The sequence below is a fragment of the Pantoea sp. E2023-21 genome (assembly GCF_051302795.1).
Taxonomy (GTDB): Bacteria; Pseudomonadota; Gammaproteobacteria; order Enterobacterales; family Enterobacteriaceae; genus Pantoea; species Pantoea ludwigii_A.
Genome location: NZ_CP195345.1, coordinates 92966 through 111261 on the forward strand (window position 1 = coordinate 92966; position 18296 = coordinate 111261).

General features: G+C 55.8%; 16 protein-coding genes. 15 read left to right on the forward strand and 1 reads right to left on the reverse strand.

The window, feature by feature from the left end; genetic code table 11:
* Position 1: 1 nt before the first annotated feature.
* The 11 genes from ACRQ84_RS19440 to ACRQ84_RS19490 all read left to right on the forward strand — a co-directional run bounded on the left by ACRQ84_RS19440 (position 2) and on the right by ACRQ84_RS19490 (position 12948).
* Entirely contained in the window at positions 2-1429 is a 1428-nt protein-coding gene (locus tag ACRQ84_RS19440) for a glycoside hydrolase family 1 protein (RefSeq protein WP_483818282.1), read from the forward strand.
* A 9-nt stretch (positions 1430-1438) separates the two neighbouring features.
* Positions 1439-1756, forward strand: coding sequence for a PTS sugar transporter subunit IIB (locus ACRQ84_RS19445; RefSeq protein WP_064739855.1), 318 nt, complete (start codon positions 1439-1441; stop codon positions 1754-1756).
* A 78-nt stretch (positions 1757-1834) separates the two neighbouring features.
* Positions 1835-2608 carry an FCD domain-containing protein gene (locus ACRQ84_RS19450; RefSeq protein WP_064739856.1) on the forward strand — a complete coding sequence of 258 codons (774 nt, stop codon included), beginning with the start codon at positions 1835-1837 and terminating at the stop codon, positions 2606-2608.
* A 506-nt stretch (positions 2609-3114) separates the two neighbouring features.
* Positions 3115-3747 (forward strand): RraA family protein, encoded by a 633-nt coding sequence (locus ACRQ84_RS19455; protein WP_483818283.1) that lies wholly within the window; start codon positions 3115-3117, stop codon positions 3745-3747.
* Positions 3748-3802: 55 nt separating this feature from the next.
* A complete protein-coding gene (locus ACRQ84_RS19460) occupies positions 3803-5143 on the forward strand; it encodes an MFS transporter (protein ID WP_064739858.1) in 1341 nt (446 codons plus the stop codon).
* Between the two features lie 42 nt (positions 5144-5185).
* A complete protein-coding gene (locus ACRQ84_RS19465) occupies positions 5186-7273 on the forward strand; it encodes a hydantoinase/oxoprolinase family protein (RefSeq protein WP_483818284.1) in 2088 nt (695 codons plus the stop codon).
* The gene (locus ACRQ84_RS19470; RefSeq protein ID WP_483818285.1) at positions 7273-8955 is read left to right on the forward strand and encodes a hydantoinase B/oxoprolinase family protein; all 1683 of its coding nucleotides are present in this window, start codon (positions 7273-7275) and stop codon (positions 8953-8955) included. The genes ACRQ84_RS19465 and ACRQ84_RS19470 overlap by 1 nt, the downstream gene beginning before the upstream one ends.
* Before the next feature lie 3 nt (positions 8956-8958).
* Positions 8959-9768 (forward strand): SDR family oxidoreductase, encoded by an 810-nt coding sequence (locus ACRQ84_RS19475; protein ID WP_483818286.1) that lies wholly within the window; start codon positions 8959-8961, stop codon positions 9766-9768.
* Positions 9769-9776: 8 nt separating this feature from the next.
* On the forward strand, positions 9777-10928 hold the full coding sequence (locus ACRQ84_RS19480; protein WP_483818287.1) for a pyridoxal phosphate-dependent aminotransferase: 1152 nt from the start codon (positions 9777-9779) through the stop codon (positions 10926-10928).
* A gap of 30 nt (positions 10929-10958) precedes the next feature.
* Positions 10959-11579 (forward strand): TetR/AcrR family transcriptional regulator, encoded by a 621-nt coding sequence (locus tag ACRQ84_RS19485; protein ID WP_081112565.1) that lies wholly within the window; start codon positions 10959-10961, stop codon positions 11577-11579.
* Between the two features lie 97 nt (positions 11580-11676).
* A complete protein-coding gene (locus ACRQ84_RS19490) occupies positions 11677-12948 on the forward strand; it encodes a Glu/Leu/Phe/Val family dehydrogenase (protein ID WP_483818498.1) in 1272 nt (423 codons plus the stop codon).
* Positions 12949-13070: 122 nt separating this feature from the next.
* Here the strand turns inward: ACRQ84_RS19490 and ACRQ84_RS19495 are convergent, their stop codons facing one another.
* Positions 13071-13985, reverse strand: coding sequence for a LysR family transcriptional regulator (locus ACRQ84_RS19495; RefSeq protein ID WP_064739869.1), 915 nt, complete (start codon positions 13983-13985; stop codon positions 13071-13073).
* 142 nt (positions 13986-14127) lie between these two features.
* On the opposite strand from ACRQ84_RS19495, the gene ACRQ84_RS19500 reads away from it, so the two are divergent.
* The 4 genes from ACRQ84_RS19500 to ACRQ84_RS19515 all read left to right on the forward strand — a co-directional run bounded on the left by ACRQ84_RS19500 (position 14128) and on the right by ACRQ84_RS19515 (position 18286).
* Complete coding sequence (locus ACRQ84_RS19500; protein WP_483818288.1) at positions 14128-15129, forward strand: zinc-binding alcohol dehydrogenase family protein; 1002 nt, start codon at positions 14128-14130, stop codon at positions 15127-15129.
* Between the two features lie 115 nt (positions 15130-15244).
* Positions 15245-15898, forward strand: coding sequence for an oxygen-insensitive NAD(P)H nitroreductase (gene nfsB / locus ACRQ84_RS19505; RefSeq protein ID WP_064739871.1), 654 nt, complete (start codon positions 15245-15247; stop codon positions 15896-15898).
* Positions 15899-16214: 316 nt separating this feature from the next.
* Positions 16215-17195 (forward strand): TIM barrel protein, encoded by a 981-nt coding sequence (locus tag ACRQ84_RS19510; protein WP_483818289.1) that lies wholly within the window; start codon positions 16215-16217, stop codon positions 17193-17195.
* A 50-nt stretch (positions 17196-17245) separates the two neighbouring features.
* Complete coding sequence (locus ACRQ84_RS19515) at positions 17246-18286, forward strand: sugar ABC transporter substrate-binding protein (protein WP_064739873.1); 1041 nt, start codon at positions 17246-17248, stop codon at positions 18284-18286.
* The last annotated feature ends 10 nt before the right edge of the window (positions 18287-18296 follow it).

Here is an 18296-nt window from a genome sequence, read left to right on the forward strand (position 1 = left end):
GATGAGTAAGCACACCATTACCTTACCGGAGGGCTTCATTCTCGGTGCTGCGGCGTCGGCCTGGCAAACCGAAGGCTGGAGTGGCAAAAAAGTCGGGCAGGATTCTTATCTGGATGCCTGGTATCAGCAGGATCGTCATGTCTGGCATAACGGTTACGGACCCGCAGTGGCGACGGATTTTATCAACCGTTTCCACGAAGACGTGGCATTAATGAAAGCAGCAGGGCTGACGCATTATCGCACCTCTATCAACTGGTCACGTTTTCTCACCGATTATGAGAATGCGGTGGTTGATGAAGAGTACGCGGCCTATTACGACCAGTTGATTGATGAGATGCAGCGGCAAGGCATTGAACTGATGTTGTGCCTCGAACATTACGAACTGCCATTGCAGCTGCTGGAGGAGTATGGCGGCTGGCAGTCAAAGCATGTGGTGGAATTGTTTATCCGCTATGTCGAAAAGGTGTTTGCCCGCTACGCCGGAAAAGTGACGCGCTGGTTTGTCTTCAACGAGCCGATTGTGGTGCAGACGCGCGTCTATCTTGATGCGCTACGCTGGCCGTATGAGCAGAACACCCATAAATGGATGCAGTGGAATCACCATAAAAATCTCGCCACGGCGAAGGTGGTCAAACTGTTTCGCCAGCAGGGTTACGCCGGCACGATTGGCACCATTCTTAATCCGGAAGTGACTTATCCGCGCTCGTCGGCCGCGCACGATGTTAAAGCCGCGCAACGCTACGATCTGTTCTACAACCGGGTATTTCTCGATCCGGCGATCAAAGGTGTCTATCCGGCTGAATTGCTGCAGCTGCTGGCTAAACATGACGTGCAGTGGGACGTCACTGAGGATGAGCTGGCAATCATTGCGGCGAATACCGTCGATGAAGTGGGGCTGAATCTTTACTATCCGCATCGCGTAAAAGCGCCGTCACGCGCCTGGCATCCGGAGACGCCATTTCATCCCGCCTATTACTACGAACATTTTGAGTTGCCGGGCCGCCGCATGAACAGCTCACGCGGCTGGGAGATTCAGCCGCGCATCGTCTTTGACATGGCGCAGCGCATGAAAGACGAGTACGGCAATTTACCGTGGTTCGTGGCAGAGAGCGGTATGGGCATCGAGAACGAAGCGCAATTCAAAGATGCGCAGGGAGAAATTCAGGACGACTACCGCATCAACTTTATTGCTGAACATCTTTACCAGGCTGTGCGCGCGCGTGAAGCGGGCAGTAACTGTCAGGGCTATATGCTGTGGGCATTCACTGACAACGTATCGCCAATGAACGCTTTCAAAAACCGCTACGGACTGATCGAGATTGACCTCGACAACCAGCGTCAGCGGCGGATGAAAAAATCGGCGCACTGGTTCCGTCAGTTGCGTGACACTCAGCAATTGACCCTCAACATTGACGATGAAGCCAAATAAGGACGACCTATGAAACGCATTATTCTGGCCTGCGCGGCAGGCATGTCGACGTCGCTGTTAGTGACCCGCATCGAAAAAGAAGCGGTAGCACGCGGGCTTGAGTATCAAATCTACGCCATCCCCGAACAAAACTTACGTGAAGAGTTACAAAATTACGGTCAGGACGTGGTGGTGGTCCTGCTGGGGCCGCAGGTACGCTTTAAGCTTGAGGAGAATAAAAAGCTGACCGACAGCTATCAGCTGCCGATTGCGGTCATTGATAGCGTGGCTTACGGCACGTTGAATGGTGCAAAGGTACTCGATCAGGCGCTGGCTTTGGTACACTAGCGCCCAGATAGCAGTAAGGTTCCGACTCGCAGAGGACGCGGTCGGACCTGTTGCACCATGATACAAAAGGGTGAGAGCGTGGAAAAAGCCGAAGCGCCACAAGAGAAAAAGCAGTATCAGGAAATTGGTCAGCATCTGCGTCAGCAAATCCTTGATGGCAATTATCCGGTAGGCTCACGACTGCCGCCAGAGCGCCAGTTGGCCGAAACCTGGGGCGTGAGCCGCACCATCGTGCGTGAAGCGTTGCTGATGCTGGAGCTGGAAGGCACGGTGGATATCCGCCAGAGCTCCGGCGTTTACGTGATGCGGATTCCTTCAGCAAGCGAAGACGCGGAAGAGGCATTTTTCCGCAGCGATGTCGGCCCGTTTGAGATGTTACAGGCACGTCAGTTGCTGGAGAGCAACATCGCGGCCTTCGCCGCTAAAATGGCCACCAAAGCCGATATTGAAAACCTGCGCCGTACGCTGGAGCAGGAGCAGCGCGCCATCGCCCTCAATGACAGCAGTCAGGACAACGATAAGTTATTTCATTTGCTGCTGGCGGGTGCGACGCAAAATCAGATGCTGCTCGACACGGTCACCAGCGTCTGGCGTCATCACGAAGCCAGCCCGCTGTGGCAGCAACTACGACCGCAATATGAAACCCGCGCATATCGCCTGAAGTGGTTGGGCGATCATCAAACCATTCTGGCGGCGCTGCGACGTCGTGATGTGATGGGTTCCTGGCAGGCGATGTGGCAGCACCTGGAAAACGTCAAGAACACGCTGCTGGAGTTATCCGATGCCGATGCGCCCGACTTCGACGGCTATCTGTTCGAATCGGTGCCGATTTTTCAGGGTAAGTTGATGTGATGAAGGTGAGATAATCCAGCAAAACCGACATAGTCATTCGTAGGGTCGCCATTCATGGCGACCCGTTATCTCTCTCCGCGCACCGCAACAGTGCAATTTAACAATACCCGCAGATAATTAACCGCTGAAAACTTCAGGGATTATTTATTTGCTTATGACGATTTATTAATCCCTGCACTAATATGTGACGCTCATCTCTCTAATTAATAAATAATGCACGGAATTTGTGCTGCGCTTCATGAAATTGACATAAGAAAACAATATATCTGCGGGTAATTCGCTTGATGTCGAAATGTGCCAGCGGCAGGCAATCAATGCATTACTAAAAATATCGTTATTAATCATGCTTTTATTTGTAATTCCGCCGAGAAAATCCTCCATCCCTTCGTTAATTTAAAACCTCGCATCTGTCATATTCGTGTAAAAAATACGTTGCGCACCCAGTTTTTAAAGTGATAAAAGTTTCTCACTTGATAATGATTTTTCATTTTAAAAGGTGACCAACAATGGCTCTTGAAACGGCTGAAGTGCGTATTACGACATCATGGCAACGTCCGGAAAATAAATGGCTGGCGGCTTTTGCCGAATTTCCTGTCGCCAACATTGGTGATGCAATGGAAAGGCTAAATATGTGCGATGGCGGCCTTGTTCCGGTCTCTTCGAACACGGCGTTTGTTGGCTTTGCCTTTCCGGTTCAGGTCACGGCTGGTGATAACGCTGCGGTCATTCGCGCCCTGGATTATATCCAGCCTGGCGATGTAATGATGATTAACGGCCAGGGCCATATTGATCGTGCGCTGGTCGGTGAGCAACTGACGCAGCGTTTTCAGCATGCCGGCGCAGTGGCGCAGGTTATCGACGGCGCAATACGCGATCGCAGCGTGATCGAGTCTACCGGTTTACCCACGTTCAGCCGCGGTATCACGCCTGCAGGCCCGTTCAAAAACGGTCCTGGCGTAATCGGTGAACCGGTGGCGATTGGCGGCGTGGTGTGCTGCGCCGGTGACATTGTGGTCGGCGATGAAGACGGCATCATCATTATTCCATTCTGGCGTGCCGAATCAGTGCTAGCCGCGGTGCAGGAAGTGGCGCGTCGTGAAGCAGAAATGACGGCAGAGGTGACGCGTCATTACCAATAAGCCGCTGGCTTAGCGAATTCCGGGGATGTTTTAAACACACTTTCAGGGCAAACCAATGACGAAATCACATGCAGTAACAATGGATTACGCTTTGCCGAAGGATGGAACAACCAAAAATAACGTCGTGCGCCGCGCTTCTCTCGCGGGAGGCGTCGGTTCATTTGTTGAGTGGTACGACTACGGCATCTACGGCCTGTTAGTCAGTTCGCTGGTCATCGTTTTTTCCGCCAGTGACATGAGCACTACCGACTCAGGCCTGATGCTGACTTACCTCGGCTTCACGGTGAGCTTCTTCGTACGACCGTTTGGCGGGGTGATCTGCGGCTATCTCGGCGACAAAATGGGTCGCCAGAAGCTGCTGGCGATTTTACTGCTGATGATCTCGCTGGCAACAGCAGCAATTGGCTTGCTACCCAGCTACGCCAGCATCGGCTGGGCGGCACCGGCGCTACTGATTTTACTGCGCATCGTGCAGGGATTCTCAGCCGGTGGTGAAGTCTCGGGCGCTGGGTCGTTTGTAGCAGAATATGCAGAAGATCATCGCCGCGCGGTCGTGATGTCGCCGTTGGTGATGGGTTCATTTATCGCTTTGCTGTTCGGTAGCTTGCTGATCAGTGGATTGATTAACGTGTTCGGCAGCGAGGCGATGACCGCCTGGGTGTGGCGCGTGCCGTTCCTGCTAGCTATTCCGATGGCCATGATTGGCGTCTACATTCGTACCCGCATCGAGGACACGCCTCATTTTCAGATGGTAAAAGCCAATAAGCGCGTGGTGCGCAATCCACTACGTGAAGTGCTTTCCTCTAAGCGCCATCTGAAAGCGATTGGGCTGGCGATCACGCTGCCGGCGGTGAACGGCCCGGGTTATTACATCCTGTTTGTCTACATGCCAACTTACCTGAATAAAGTGATGCACTTTCAGCAGATCCAAAGCTTGATGGTTACCGCGTGTGGATTGGTCACCATTATCGGCGCGATTCCGATGATGGCGTGGCTGTCAGATCGTTTAGGACGCAAGCCGCTGCTGGTCACCTCTGCTATCGCCATGGCGGTGCTGGCGTGGCCTTGTTTCTGGCTGCTGACGCTCGGCATGTTCCCACTGGCCTGTATGGCGGCAATTTTGCTGGCCTTTGCCTTTGCAGGACATGCAGGTGTGATTCAGGCGACGCTGGCCGAAATGTTCCCCACCAACGTGCGTTACAGCGCCTACAGCATCGGGTTCAACCTCTCAACGGTGATCTTTGGCGGGTCGGCACCGTTATTAATGACGTGGCTGATCGGCCTGACCGGCATCGCCAGTATTCCCAGTTATATGGTGATTTTCACCGCCGCGCTGACGCTCATCAGCACGCTGTATCTGAAAGAAACCGCCGGTAAGCCGCTCGCTGACGAGTGACCGCCGTTGCAATCAGCCCACATTCTGGATTTCGAGGTCATTATGAAAAACGCGTCACCCTGGCGGATAGGGTTTGATATTGGTGGCACCTTTACCGATCTGGTGTTGCTGAATGACATTTCTGGCGAGGCGATTCGGCACAAAACACTGACCACGCCGGATGACCCTTCGGAAGGTGCGTATACCGGGTTAACTCAATTGGTGGAGATGGCCGATCTCAAGGCCAGCGACATTCACACCATTACGCATGGCACCACGCTGGCGATTAACGCGCTGCTGGAGCGTCGGGGCGCGAAAACCGCGTTCGTGGTGACGCGCGGCTTCCGTGACGTGCTGGTGCTGGGCCGCGAATACCGTTATGACATCTACGATCTGAATGGCGCACCGGCCCAGCCGCTACTGCCGCGTTCGCAGTCCTATGAGATCGGCGAACGCGTGACGGCGCGCGGCGAGGTAATTACGCCACTCGACGAAGCCGAAGTGGTTCGGCTGGCGGCTGAACTGCGTGATAAAGGCTATGAAGCTGTTGCCGTGTTGTGCATGCATGCCTATGCCTGGCCAGAACATGAAAATAAGATCGAAGCGATTTTCAGCCGCGAGCTGCCCGGCGTGTCGATCTCGGTTTCGCACAAAGTGTCGCGCGAAATCCGCGAATACGATCGCGGCGTGTTAACCGCCATGAATGCTTTCGTTCAACCCAAAGCGCGCCGTTACGTGGCGCGGCTGGAAAGCAAATTGCGCGAAGGCGGCTTCACCTGCGACTGGTTGGTGATGGGATCGAACGGTGGCCTGATGGCACCGCAGGTGGCGGCTGATTATCCTACGCGCATCATTGAATCCGGCCCGGCAGGCGGCATCGTCGCCACCGCTGCTTTTGCGCGTAAAAACGCCGAGCGTCAGGTGCTGGCATTTGATATGGGCGGTACCACCGCTAAGGCGTGCGTAGTGCGCGATGGTGAACCCTCAATCACCATTGATTACGAAGTGGGCCGCGCCGACCGCCTGCTTAAGGGCAGCGGTTTGCCGGTTAAGTTGCCGGTAGTGGACATGATAGAGATTGGTGCAGGCGGCGGTAGTATCGCGCGCGTTGATTCACTGGGTCTGCTGGAAATCGGCCCGGAAAGTGCCAGCGCCTGGCCAGGTCCGGCCTGTTATGCGCGCGGCGGCGAGCAGCCCACCGTCACCGATGCCAACCTGGTGCTGGGTTTGCTCGATCCCGACGCCTTCCTCGGTGGGCGCATGCCGCTCGACGTGGAAGCCGCGCGTCAGGCCATTCGCCGTATCGCCGAGCCGTTGGGGCTGAGCATCGAAGATGCCGCATGGGGCATTCACGAAGTTGCCAACAGCAAAATGTCCGAGGCGCTGCGCACCCATTCAGTGGAGAAAAACGTCAGCCCATCGCAAATGACCATGCTGGCGTTTGGTGGCGCGGGCCCGAGCCATGCGTGGTCGCTGGCGAAGCAGTTGAGTGTAAAGCGCGTCTACTTCCCGAATGGGGCGGGCGTTTACTCCGCCTTCGGCTTGCTGACCGCGCCACCGAGCGCTGATTTCGTACGCAGCGATCGTTGCCGCTTGCAGAAGGGCATCGATGTCAAACGCATCGCGGCGTTATTTGCCGAAGGCTTTGACGAAGCGATCACCACATTGGCGGCGGCCAATGCCGATCCCAACAGCGCCATCCATCAGAAACTCGCGGGCGTGCGCTATGTCGGGCAGGGCTCGGAGCTCACCGTCACGCTGCCGGAAGCCTTCCTTGCGCAAGGCGATATTCAGGCCCTGATCGATACCTTTGAAGCCGCTCACCTGGCGCGCTTTGGTCGCACCTTGTCGGGACAGGGCGTGGAAGTGGTTAACTGGCGCGGTCGCGTGCAGACCACGCCGCCTACGCTGAATACCAGCGATCAGATCAGCCATCCTGAACCCGACGCGCGCGAGAAGCGTTTGCAGGTATATCTGGGCCGTGAACAGGGCTTCAGCGTTTGCCGCGTCATCCCCCGCAGCTTGCTGATCACTGGCGAAGCCATTCACGGTCCCGCACTGCTGCAAGAAAAAGAGTGCGCGATTTATGTCGGTCCCGGCGCATCCGCGCAGCTGGACCCGCAAGGCAATATTTTGATGGAGCTGAACTGATGAGTGCGACAACCCCCGATCATCTGCGTTTTCTCGACGATCCGATCAGCCTGCGCATTACCTGGGATCGCCTGGTGAGCATTTCGGAAGAAGCAGCGGCCACACTGGTTAACATGGCGTTCTCCAGCATTATCCGCGAAGTCGGTGATTACTCATGCCTGCTGATGGATGCCAGCGGTAGCTCGCTGGCACAACCGAAGACCAGCGTTCCGGTGTTTATCGGGACGTTGCCCGCTACGGTGCGGCATCTGCTGGCTAAATTCCCAGCGGACACGCTGAAACCCGGCGATGCGTTGATCACCAACGATCCCTGGCTCGGCACCGGCCACCTCAATGACGTGACGGTGGTGACGCCGGTGTTCCGCGCGGGCAAGCTGGTGGCGTTTACCGGCGCGGCGGCACACATGTCCGATATCGGTGGTTCGTTGAATATGGGCTCATCGCGCGACATGTTCGAAGAGGGAATCCTTATCCCGCCAAGTAAATTAATGATTGCGGGCGAGGTGAATCAGCAACTGCTGGATCTATTCCTGGCCAACGTGCGTTCACCGGATCAGGTGGAAGGTGATCTGCACGCCATGCTGGCAGCAAACCAGATTGGCGCCAACGGGCTACTTGGCCTAATGGATGATTTGCAACTGAAATCCGTCACCCCGCTGGCAGAGAAAATTCACTCGCTGACTGAAATCGCCATGCGCAAAGCGATTGAGGCGGTGCCGGATGGTCGCTATGAAGCGGCGGTTGATATTGGCGACTACGAAGGAGATATCCATCTCAACGTAGCGGTGATTGTTGATGGCAGCAACATCACCATTGACTATGCCGGTTCCTCGGCGGAATCGCTGTTTGGCAGCAACTGCCCAATGTCATTCACCTATGCCTACAGCGTCTATCCACTGAAATGTCTGCTTGAGCCGCATCTGCCAAATAACGAAGGTTGCTTCAAATCTATCACTGTCACCGCGCCGGAAGGCTCAATTGCCAATGCGCGTCCGCCTTGTGCGGTAGAGATGCGAAACCGCGTCGGTCACATGGCTCACGCCGCTATTTTCACCGCGCTGGCCGGCATCATGCCGGACCGCGTGATGGGCCACTCGGGCAGCGCACCGGTCACTTGCGACGTATTCGCCGGCCAGTTTGATGACGGACGCCGCTTTGTCGAAAGCCTGTGCGTTAACGGCGGCACCGGCGCGCGTCCCGCTGCAGACGGCATTGTTACCGGTTTCCCTGGCAATATGTCCTCCACGCCGGTTGAGCTGATTGAATCCGCCACGCCGCTGCTCTTTCTGCAGAAATCAATTGTGCCCGATTCGGGCGGTGCCGGGCGCTACCGTGGCGGCGTGGCGCAGCGCATGGTGATTCGCAACACCAGCAAATATCCGCTCTCGCACAGCATGTTTTATTCGCGGCAAAAACATGCGGCAGAAGGCGTATTGGGTGCGGCGGCGGGGGCGCCGAACTTTGTGGCGATTAACGGCGAATCACTGGCGAAACCGGTTGGACGGCATGATGTGTTGCCCGGCGACGAAGTCACCATTCAAATGCCGGGTGGCGGCGGCAAGATGCCGGTGGCCGAGCGCGATCTCAAGGCCATCCTGTGGGATGTGCAGGAAGGTTACATCACTGAAGCGGGTGCGTTACGTGATTATGGCGTGAACCTGCACGACGTTAAAAGGGGCTAAAACATGGATAGATTGACGGGAAAAGTGGTGCTAATCACCGGTGCGGGCAGCGGGATTGGTAAAGCGGCTGCGGCCGGTTTCGCCGCACGCGGTGCGCATGTTGTTCTGGTGGGACGTCGTCAGGTGGTGCTGGAGGAAGTGGCGGCTAACTTGATCGCGCAGGGCGGCAAGGTCTCGGCTTATGCGGCGGATATCGCGCAAAAAACCGAGGTTGAGGCGCTGGTGGCGTGGGCGATTGCCGAGCGGGGGCACGTAGATATTTTGGTCAACAACGCCGGCAGCGCCAGCAAGACGCTCAATGCGCGCTGGATTGCCGAAGAGGAATGGGATCAGGTGCAGGATGTCAACATGAAAGCGGTGTTTCTGCTAACGCAGGCGCTGTTGCCGGACATGCTGGCACGTAAAAATGGCACCATCATCACCGTCTCCTCATTGGCGGCGCTGCGACCAAACCTGCTGGGCGGCGCGGCCTACGGCGCAGCGAAAGCGGCGGTGCGCAACTTTATGACCTATCTGCACAACACCTTTCGCAATGACGGCATCCGCTCTACCTGCATTTTACCGGGTGAAGTGAACACGCCGATCATGGATAACCGCGCCAGTCCGCCGGATCAGGCGATTCGTGATGGCATGGTGCAACCGGAAGATGTGGCCGAAGCCATTCTGCTGTGCGCCAGCTTACCGGCGCGCACGGTGGTGGAAGAACTGATTGTTGCGCCGACTTTTCTGCGCGATCTCTCCGGCGATCTGGAGATCAGTCGCTGGAAAAATGCCCCGGCAGCGTGCCAGGCCGAACGTGAAAACCTCTCATAGGACACCTTATGTCGAGCCAACTTTTTAAAGCCGCCGAGGCGGTATTACGTGTAGAGCGCACCTCGCTGCGTGTGCAGCAACCCGCATCGAGCGGCGATATGGTTTCTTTAGCGATGGGCGAACCGGATTTCGACACCCCGCCGCGCATCGTGCAGGCGTCCGTGGACGCGCTGCAAGCGGGTTACACCCATTACGCGCCGCTACTTGGTGACAAAGCCTTGTGCAGTGCGCTGGCGGACGATGTGTCAGCGCAGAGCGGCAAAGCGGTGAAGGCCGGTGAAATCCTGGTCACGCACGGCGGCACCGCCGGTCTCGCGGCGGCGATTCTCTCCATCGTGAATCCAGGCGATCGCGTAGTGATCCCCGATCCGACTTATTCGCTGTATGCAGATTTAGTCAATATGGCCGGCGGCATCTGCGTACCGATGCCGTGCCGGGCAGATTTGCACTGGGATCTGGCGCGTCTGGATAATGCGCTTGAGGGCGCCAAACTCTTCGTATTCTGTAATCCCGGCAATCCGACTGGCATTGTGCACAGCCGCGCAGAAATTGAAGCACTCGGCCAAATGGTGAACAAGCACAATACGCGAGTGATTGCCGATGAAGCCTATAGCGATCTGGTCTTTACCGATCGTCCTTTTACCTCGGTGCTGCACATTCCCGCTTTTGCTGGACGCACGCTATTCTGTCAGACTTTCTCTAAAAGTTACGCCATGACCGGCTGGCGCGTAGGTTATCTGGCTGGACCGGCGGAGATGATCGCCGCAGCGGCACGCGTGCACAATACGCTGAACGGTTCGGTGAACAGTGCGGTGCAGCGTGCGGCGCTGGTCGCGCTCACACAGTGCAAAGATGACGTCAAACGTATGTATGATGTCTACCGCCAGCGTCGCGTGCTGATGATGGAAGGATTATCAGCTATTCCAGAGCTGAAACTGAATGAACCCGAAGGCGCGTTTTACTGCTTCCCAGCCTATTCGTTGCCGATTCCGGCGATTGATATGGTGTCTCTGCTGCGTGAACAAGGCATCGCGGTGCGGCCCGGCAGTGAATTTGGCGCGGCTGGCGAAGGGCATTTACGCCTCTCTTACGCTGCCAGCAGTGAAGCCATCACTGAAGGTGTGCGCCGTTTGAAACGCGGCCTGGCCAGTTTAAAGTAACATCAGCCTGTTTAAGGAAGCATACCCACAATGACGGGAAAACCGATGCGCAGTGATACCGAAAGAAACCGCAAGAACCTGATTCAGGCTGCCGCCCGCTTGTTCGAGCGCTCCGAAACCCCGATAAGCATGACGGAAATTGCGGCGGAAGCTGGCGTCTCCGTTGCCACCGCCTATCGTCAGTTTACGTCGGTAGAAGAGGTGCTGAATGCTTATCGTCAGGACGTGGGGCAATTACTGTTGGATTACAGTGTGGAGCAGTCCTGCAGCGGCTTGCTGAAGCTGGAAAAAGTGAGCCGTTATTGGATCAAGCTGGTGCGCGAGCGTGGCGCGGCGATGGTGCCGATGCGTAACCGCCGCGGCTATCTGGAACGTTTATGGGAAGGTGCCGAATACCTGTTAGTGCAGGCTGATGCACTTCGTCCGGCTTTACGCGAAGCGATGGAGGAGATGGAACTGCCGGATATTGGCGATAAGGCGGTGTTTCTGTGGAATATCCTCTTCGATCCGCGTGAAATTTTTGATTTGCTCGACACGGTAGGGCTGACGGAGAAACAGGTCGGCACGCAGCTGATGTCCGTTCTGGTTGGCGGTTTGCGCGGTTTCGCTACCGCGAACGAATTCACCGTCGAAGCCAGCCGCACGAAATAACACAGGCCGCCTCGGGCGGCCATTTCTCTGCAACATCTAACAATCACAAAACATTGTGAGGCCTTCCTGCGCCCCGCATCCGGCAAAAGGTGAAATGATGAGTGTACTTTCGTATGTTTCAGCAGATAAAAACTCCCCGTGGGCGACTTATCTGGCGCAGGTTGAGCGTGTGTTACCGCATCTCGGCGATCTCTCGCGTTGGGCAGACACCTTGCGCCATCCCAAACGCGCACTAATTGTGGATATTCCGCTGGAGATGGATGACGGCAGCGTGCGTCATTTCGAAGGTTATCGCGTACAGCACAACCTCTCACGCGGACCGGGCAAAGGCGGCGTGCGCTACCATCCGGACGTCACGCTGGAAGAGGTGATGGCGCTGTCGGCGTGGATGACGGTGAAATGTGCCGCGCTTAATCTTCCGTTTGGTGGCGCGAAAGGCGGTATTCGCGTCGATCCGCGTGAATTATCGCAAAAAGAGCTGGAACGGCTGACACGGCGCTATACCAGTGAAATTGGCATTATCATTGGGCCGCAGCAAGATATTCCTGCGCCTGACGTCGGGACTAACCCACAAGTGATGGCGTGGATGATGGATACCTGGTCAATGAATGTCGGCGCAACCAGCACCGGTGTGGTGACCGGCAAACCGATTCATTTGGGGGGATCGCTCGGGCGTGTGAAAGCCACCGGTCGCGGCGTTTTCGTTACAGGCAGAGCGATGGCGCAGCGCATTGGGCTGGCACTGGATAACAGCCGCGTAGCGGTACAGGGATTTGGTAATGTCGGCAGCGTCGCTGCCGAACTGTTTCATGCCGCCGGATCGAAAGTCGTCAGCGTACAGGATCACAGTGCGACGCTTTATAACGCTAACGGCATCAATATTCCTGTACTGATCGCCTGGCAGCAGCAGAAGGGCAGCATTGCCGGCTTCAGCGGCGCGACTGCAATTAGCCATGAAGCGTTTTGGGAGCAGGGTTACGACATTTTGATACCGGCCGCGCTGGAGGGACAAATCACCGCTGAGCGTGCCAGAAAATTAGTGAGTCGTTTGGTGCTTGAAGGAGCGAATGGACCCACTTTGCCCGCGGCAGATGACATTCTGCGGGAGCGAAACATCACCGTAGTACCTGATGTAATTTGTAATGCGGGCGGCGTCACCGTGAGTTATTTCGAGTGGGTGCAGGATTTCTCCAGCTTCTTCTGGACGGAAGATGAAATCAACGCCCGGTTGGATCGCATCATGGAACAAGCACTGCTGGCAGTATGGCAAAAATCACAGGAGATTGGCGCCACGCTTAGAACCGCCGCTTACGCGGTGGCGTGCGAACGGATTCTGACGGCGCGTAAGGAGCGTGGTTTGTATCCGTGAGAATATGTTGGGGCATTCGTGGGGTGCCCCTAAATTGTGAGGGATGAAATCAAACAATCAAATCAATGTGCTCGCCGTCCGGCATTTTTATACCCAGCGCCAGTTCGCCGCCTAATGCGCCATTATGCATTAAGCTTCGCGGTTAACGCGCGCAGCGGCGTGCGTAAGGTCTCATGCAGCGCGCGGATCGCCGGGGAAAACTGTTTGCGATGCGGGCAGATAAGGTGCAGCGGCGTACTTTCGCCCGGCATCTCCGGCATGACGCGTTCCAGCCTGCCGGCCAGCACATCGTCACACACATCAATCCACGATTTATAGGCGATGCCCATACCGGCAATGGCCCAGCGCCGCGCGACTTCGGCGTCATCGCACAGCATGCGGCTTTTCACCGTGATCTGGCGGCGCATGCCATCTTGTGGAAAAGTCCATTTGTCGTAAACGTGGCCGCCCATCATAAACAGCAGGCCATGATGGTGCTGCGCGATCTCCTCCAGCTTTTGCGGGCGGCCATGACGATTGAGATAATCCGGCGACGCCACCATCACGCGGCGATTGTCCTCCGCCAGCGGCAACGCCACGTAGCTGCTGTCTTCCAGCTTGCCGTAACGAATGGCGATATCCACCGGATCGCGAAACACATCGCTGATCTGATCGGAAAAAGAGAGTCGCACCGCCAGCGCCGGGTGCGCGCGGCAAAAATCGGTGATCAGCGGTAGCAGGATGTTGCGGCCAATATCCGAGGGCAGCGCGATTTTCAGCTCACCGCTCAGCGCATCTTCATCGCTCTGCAAGCTGTCGGCACCGGCATGCATCAGCGCCAGCATCTCTTGCGCATAGGGCAGATATTTTTCTCCTTCGGCGGTTAAGCGCAGGCTGCGCGTGGAGCGGGCGAACAAGCGCCGATCCAGTTCGCGCTCCAGCCGCTGAATGGCCGCGCTGACCTGACCGGGCAGCAAATTCACTTCGCGTGCCGCGCGTGAAAAACTGCCGAGTGCGGCGGAACGCACAAACAGGGTGACATCTTCCAGTCGGATCATCTTCTTATTCATTGTGGTAGTCAGCAGGGATTTTCACTCTAAGAGTGAAAGTGTTCACCTGCAACTGGCATTTTTCATTGCGCTGCAGCCCGCTATGCTGAATTCACTTCACCAAACCTGCTGATGAATAAGGATCTGCCTGATGAAAGCTATAGTCTATAGCCAAAACGGTTTACCGATTTCCGATGAAAATGCGCTGTATGAACTCGAGGTCGATAAGCCGACGCCGGGCGCGCGCGATCTGTTGGTAAAAATTCACGCCATTGCGGTGAATCCAGTGGACACCAAAGTACGCGCCGGTGCGCCAACCGATAAGCCGCGCATTCTCGGTTGGGATGCGGTGGGCGTGGTGGAAGCGGTGGGCGCGGATGTCACGCTGTTCCAGCCGGGCGATGAGGTGTTCTACGCCGGAGATATCACCCGCGCCGGCAGCTATGCCGAATATGGGCTGGTGGATGAGCGCATCGCCGGCCATAAACCGCGTTCGCTGAACGACGCCGATGCCGCCGCGTTGCCGCTCACCTCGCTGACGGCGTGGGAACTGCTGTTTGATCGTCTGGAGGTGCAGGCCGATGACAACGCCGCGTTGCTGATTATTGGCGCAGGCGGCGGCGTCGGTTCCATGTTGACGCAACTCGCCAGCAAGCTAACCAAATTGACGGTGATCGGCACCGCTTCCCGTCCGGAAACCGCGGAGTGGGTGCGTTCACTCGGCGCGCACCATGTGATTGATCATTCTCAACCGCTGGGCGAACAGCTGGCGGCGATTGGACATAAAGAGGTGCGCTATGTCGCCTCGCTGACGCACACCGACAGCTATTACGATCAGCTGATTGATGCGCTCGCGCCGCAGGGCAAGCTGGCGTTGATTGACGATCCGGAAACGCTGGATGCGGTGCCACTGAAGCGCAAAGCGATTTCGCTGCACTGGGAATTGATGTTTACCCGCTCGCTGTTCCAAACCGCCGATATGCAGCGCCAGCATGAGATTCTACAGCGCGTGAGCCAGTTAATTGATGACCAAACCTTGCAAACCACCGCCGGCGAACATCACGGCACCATTAACGCTGCCAATTTGCGCAAGGCGCATGCGCTGATCGAGAGTGGTCGCGCACGCGGTAAGATCGTGTTGAGCGAGTTTTAAGCAAACAAGTGCAATAAATAACTCAAAACACGCGCAATAAATTGCGCCGCTACGGATATCCGCACGCTTCTGTAGCGGCGCGATTTATCGCGCTTAATGCAATAAGGAATAAGCAATGACTCTTAATGATGCAGTCGCGCGTCGTCACACCGTCAAAGCGTTTGAGGGCGGTAAAAGCTTGCCGCAGGAAGAGATCGAAACGTTATTAAACGTGCTGCGCAACAGCCCGTCCTCGGTCAATTCGCAGCCCTGGCACTTTGTGGTCGCGTCAACCGCCGCAGGCCGCGAGCAGATGGCTAAATCCACCGACGGTGCATTTGTCTACAACAGCCCGAAGGTGCTGAATGCATCACACGTCATCGCACTGTGCATGCGCACCGATCTGGATGAAGCGCATCTGCAAAACGTGTTGGCGCAGGAAGAAGCGGACGGACGTTTCGCTAAGCCGGAAGGCAAAACGGGCCAGGATAACAGCCGTCGCAGCTACGTTGATATGCACCGTTACGAGCAACGTGATGTGCCCCAGTGGATGGAAAAACAGGTTTATCTGGCGCTGGGCGGATTGCTGCTGGGCGCGGCAATGTTAGGTATTGATGCCACTCCGATGGAAGGTTTTGATCAACGCGCGTTGGATCAGGCGCTGGGCCTGCGCGAGAAAGGTTTTACCAGCGTGGTGCTGGTGTCGCTCGGCTATCGCAGTGACGCAGATTTCAATGCCGCGCTGCCAAAATCACGTTTGCCGCGCGATGAAATTTTTACTTTTATTTAAGCACGTTGTGCAATAAATAGCGCCGCTACGAATAGGTACAGGCCTTTGTAGCGGCGCGATTTATCGCGCACTGTTTATCCGGGAAATCGTCGCGTAAAACGGTTTCGCCATCCTCGATATGTCCCTCTCTGTGTCAGAAAACGCCTGTCTATCCGCTGCAACAGCTTAAAAATTTCGTGAACATCCTCGCAATTCGAATAGTTCCTGAGCGTCACTACTTGCCAAAATTCCAGCTGTATGTAATTTATTCCATAACTTCACAAATAATCGTGAAGAAGGAAAGTACATTACAACTTGTCTCATAGGATCCTTCCTCATGTCGGAATTAAAGTTTGCTACACGTTTGAACTCTTTTGCCTCTGGGGCGCATCTTTACTGGCCCGATCAGCAGGGAAAACCCTCTGTTTTACAGATGATTGCGCGTGCAGGAAACGTGCAAGGATTAACGCATCTTGACCTCAACTATCCGCAGCACATCACCACCGATATCACAACGATGCGCCAGGCGATTGCCGATGCCGGTTTAGCGGTCAACGGTATGCAGATGCGTTGGGATGCGCCACAGTTCAAAATTGGGGCTTTTACCAATCCGGATGCCAAAATTCGTCGTGAAGCCATTGAACTAACCAAACGCGGTATCGATGCCGGTCGTGAATTTGGTTCAAGCCTGATGACGTTGTGGATGGGGCAGGACGGTTTCGATTACTGCTTCCAGGCTGACTATAAAAAAATGTGGGAAGACGCGGTCAGCGCAGTGCGCGAAGTGGCTGAATATGCGCCAGAGATCGACGTTAGCATCGAATACAAACCCAACGAGCCGCGTGCCTACAGCATCTTCCCCAATGCGACAACCTGCCTGCTCGCGGTCGAAGAGGCGGGCTGCAAAAATCTCGGTATCACGCTGGACTTTGCGCATGTGCTGTTTGCCAACGAAATTCCGGCTTTTGCCGCCGCGATGGTCGCGCGTCGCTCACGTCTGCTGGGTCTGGATTTGAATGATGGCTGGGGCAAACGTGATGACGGGTTGATGGCGGGATCGGTCAATCCACGTGCCACGCTGGAATTCCTCTGGCAGATGCAGCGTGATGGCTATAAAGGCGCTTATTACTTCGATACCTTCCCGGACGCCAGCGGCCTCGACCCTATCCGTGAAGCGGAAATCAATATCGCGACGGTGACCCGCCTGCTGAATTTGTGCGAGAAACTCAATAATAATCCAGCGCTGGAAGAAGCCATCAGCCGTCAGGATGCCGTCGCCTCTCAGCAAATTGTGAATGACATCATGCTTGCGCGTTAAGCAAGCGAACCACACCCACGTCCAGCTACAACTATAAAAAGGCTAACACCATGAAAAAGCTTTTACTCTCTGCCCTTACCTCCGCGTTGCTCTGCTCCAGCGTTTACGCTGCAACCTTGCCACCGTTGAAATCCGATTCTGAGCCCGATCGTACCGACTGGACGCAATTGGAAAGCAAATACGGCCCAATGCCAAAAGTCGATGCCAAGCTGAAAATTGGTGGCGTGTCAAAAACGCTAACCAATGAATACTGGCGCTCACTGGGCGAGGGCTATCAAAACATCGCGAAGAAATACGGTTTCACCGTGGCGTACCAGGCTGCGGCAAATGAAGACGATCAACTTGGTCAGTTGTCGATTGCTGAAACGCTGATTGCGCAGGGCTTCAATGGCCTGCTGGTATCGCCGCAAACCGACATCAACCTCGAACCTGCGCTGGAAAGTGCCAATAGTAAAGGCATTCCGGTGGTAAACGTGAACGATGCGGTGGTGCCGAGCGCACAGCATTATGTCGGGAATGTGCAAAAAGATAATGGCGTGCGCGTGGCGAAATGGTTTATCCAGCATCATCCACAAGGCGGCAAAGTGGCAGTGATCGAAGGCCAGCCGGGCGTGTACGCAGCGGGCCAGCGTACCGCTGGCTTCAAAGAGACGCTGCAGGCCAACGGCAAATTCAACATCGTCGCGAGTGTGCCAGCGAACTGGAGTCGCGAGCAGGCATTCAACGCTGCCTCCACCATTCTCCAGCAACACCCTGACTTGATCGGTTTCTACGCCAACAATGACACCATGGCATTGGGCGTGGTGGAAGCAGTGAGTTCGCAGAATAAAGCCAAACAGACCGCGGTATTTGGCACTGACGGCATTTCAGATGCGTATGCATCAATCAAGCGCGGTGAATTGACCGGCACGGTGGATAGCTTCCCGGTGCTGACTGGCGAAGTGGCGACAGAAGTGATTCTGCGTTTAATCGGCGGACAGAAACTGTCGCGCGTGGTGACCACGCCGCAGGCGTTGATTACCAAAGATAACGCCGAGGCTTTCTCCACCAAAGACAATAACAAACTGCGTCAGTTGCTGGCACAGCAGTAAAACAGGCGGA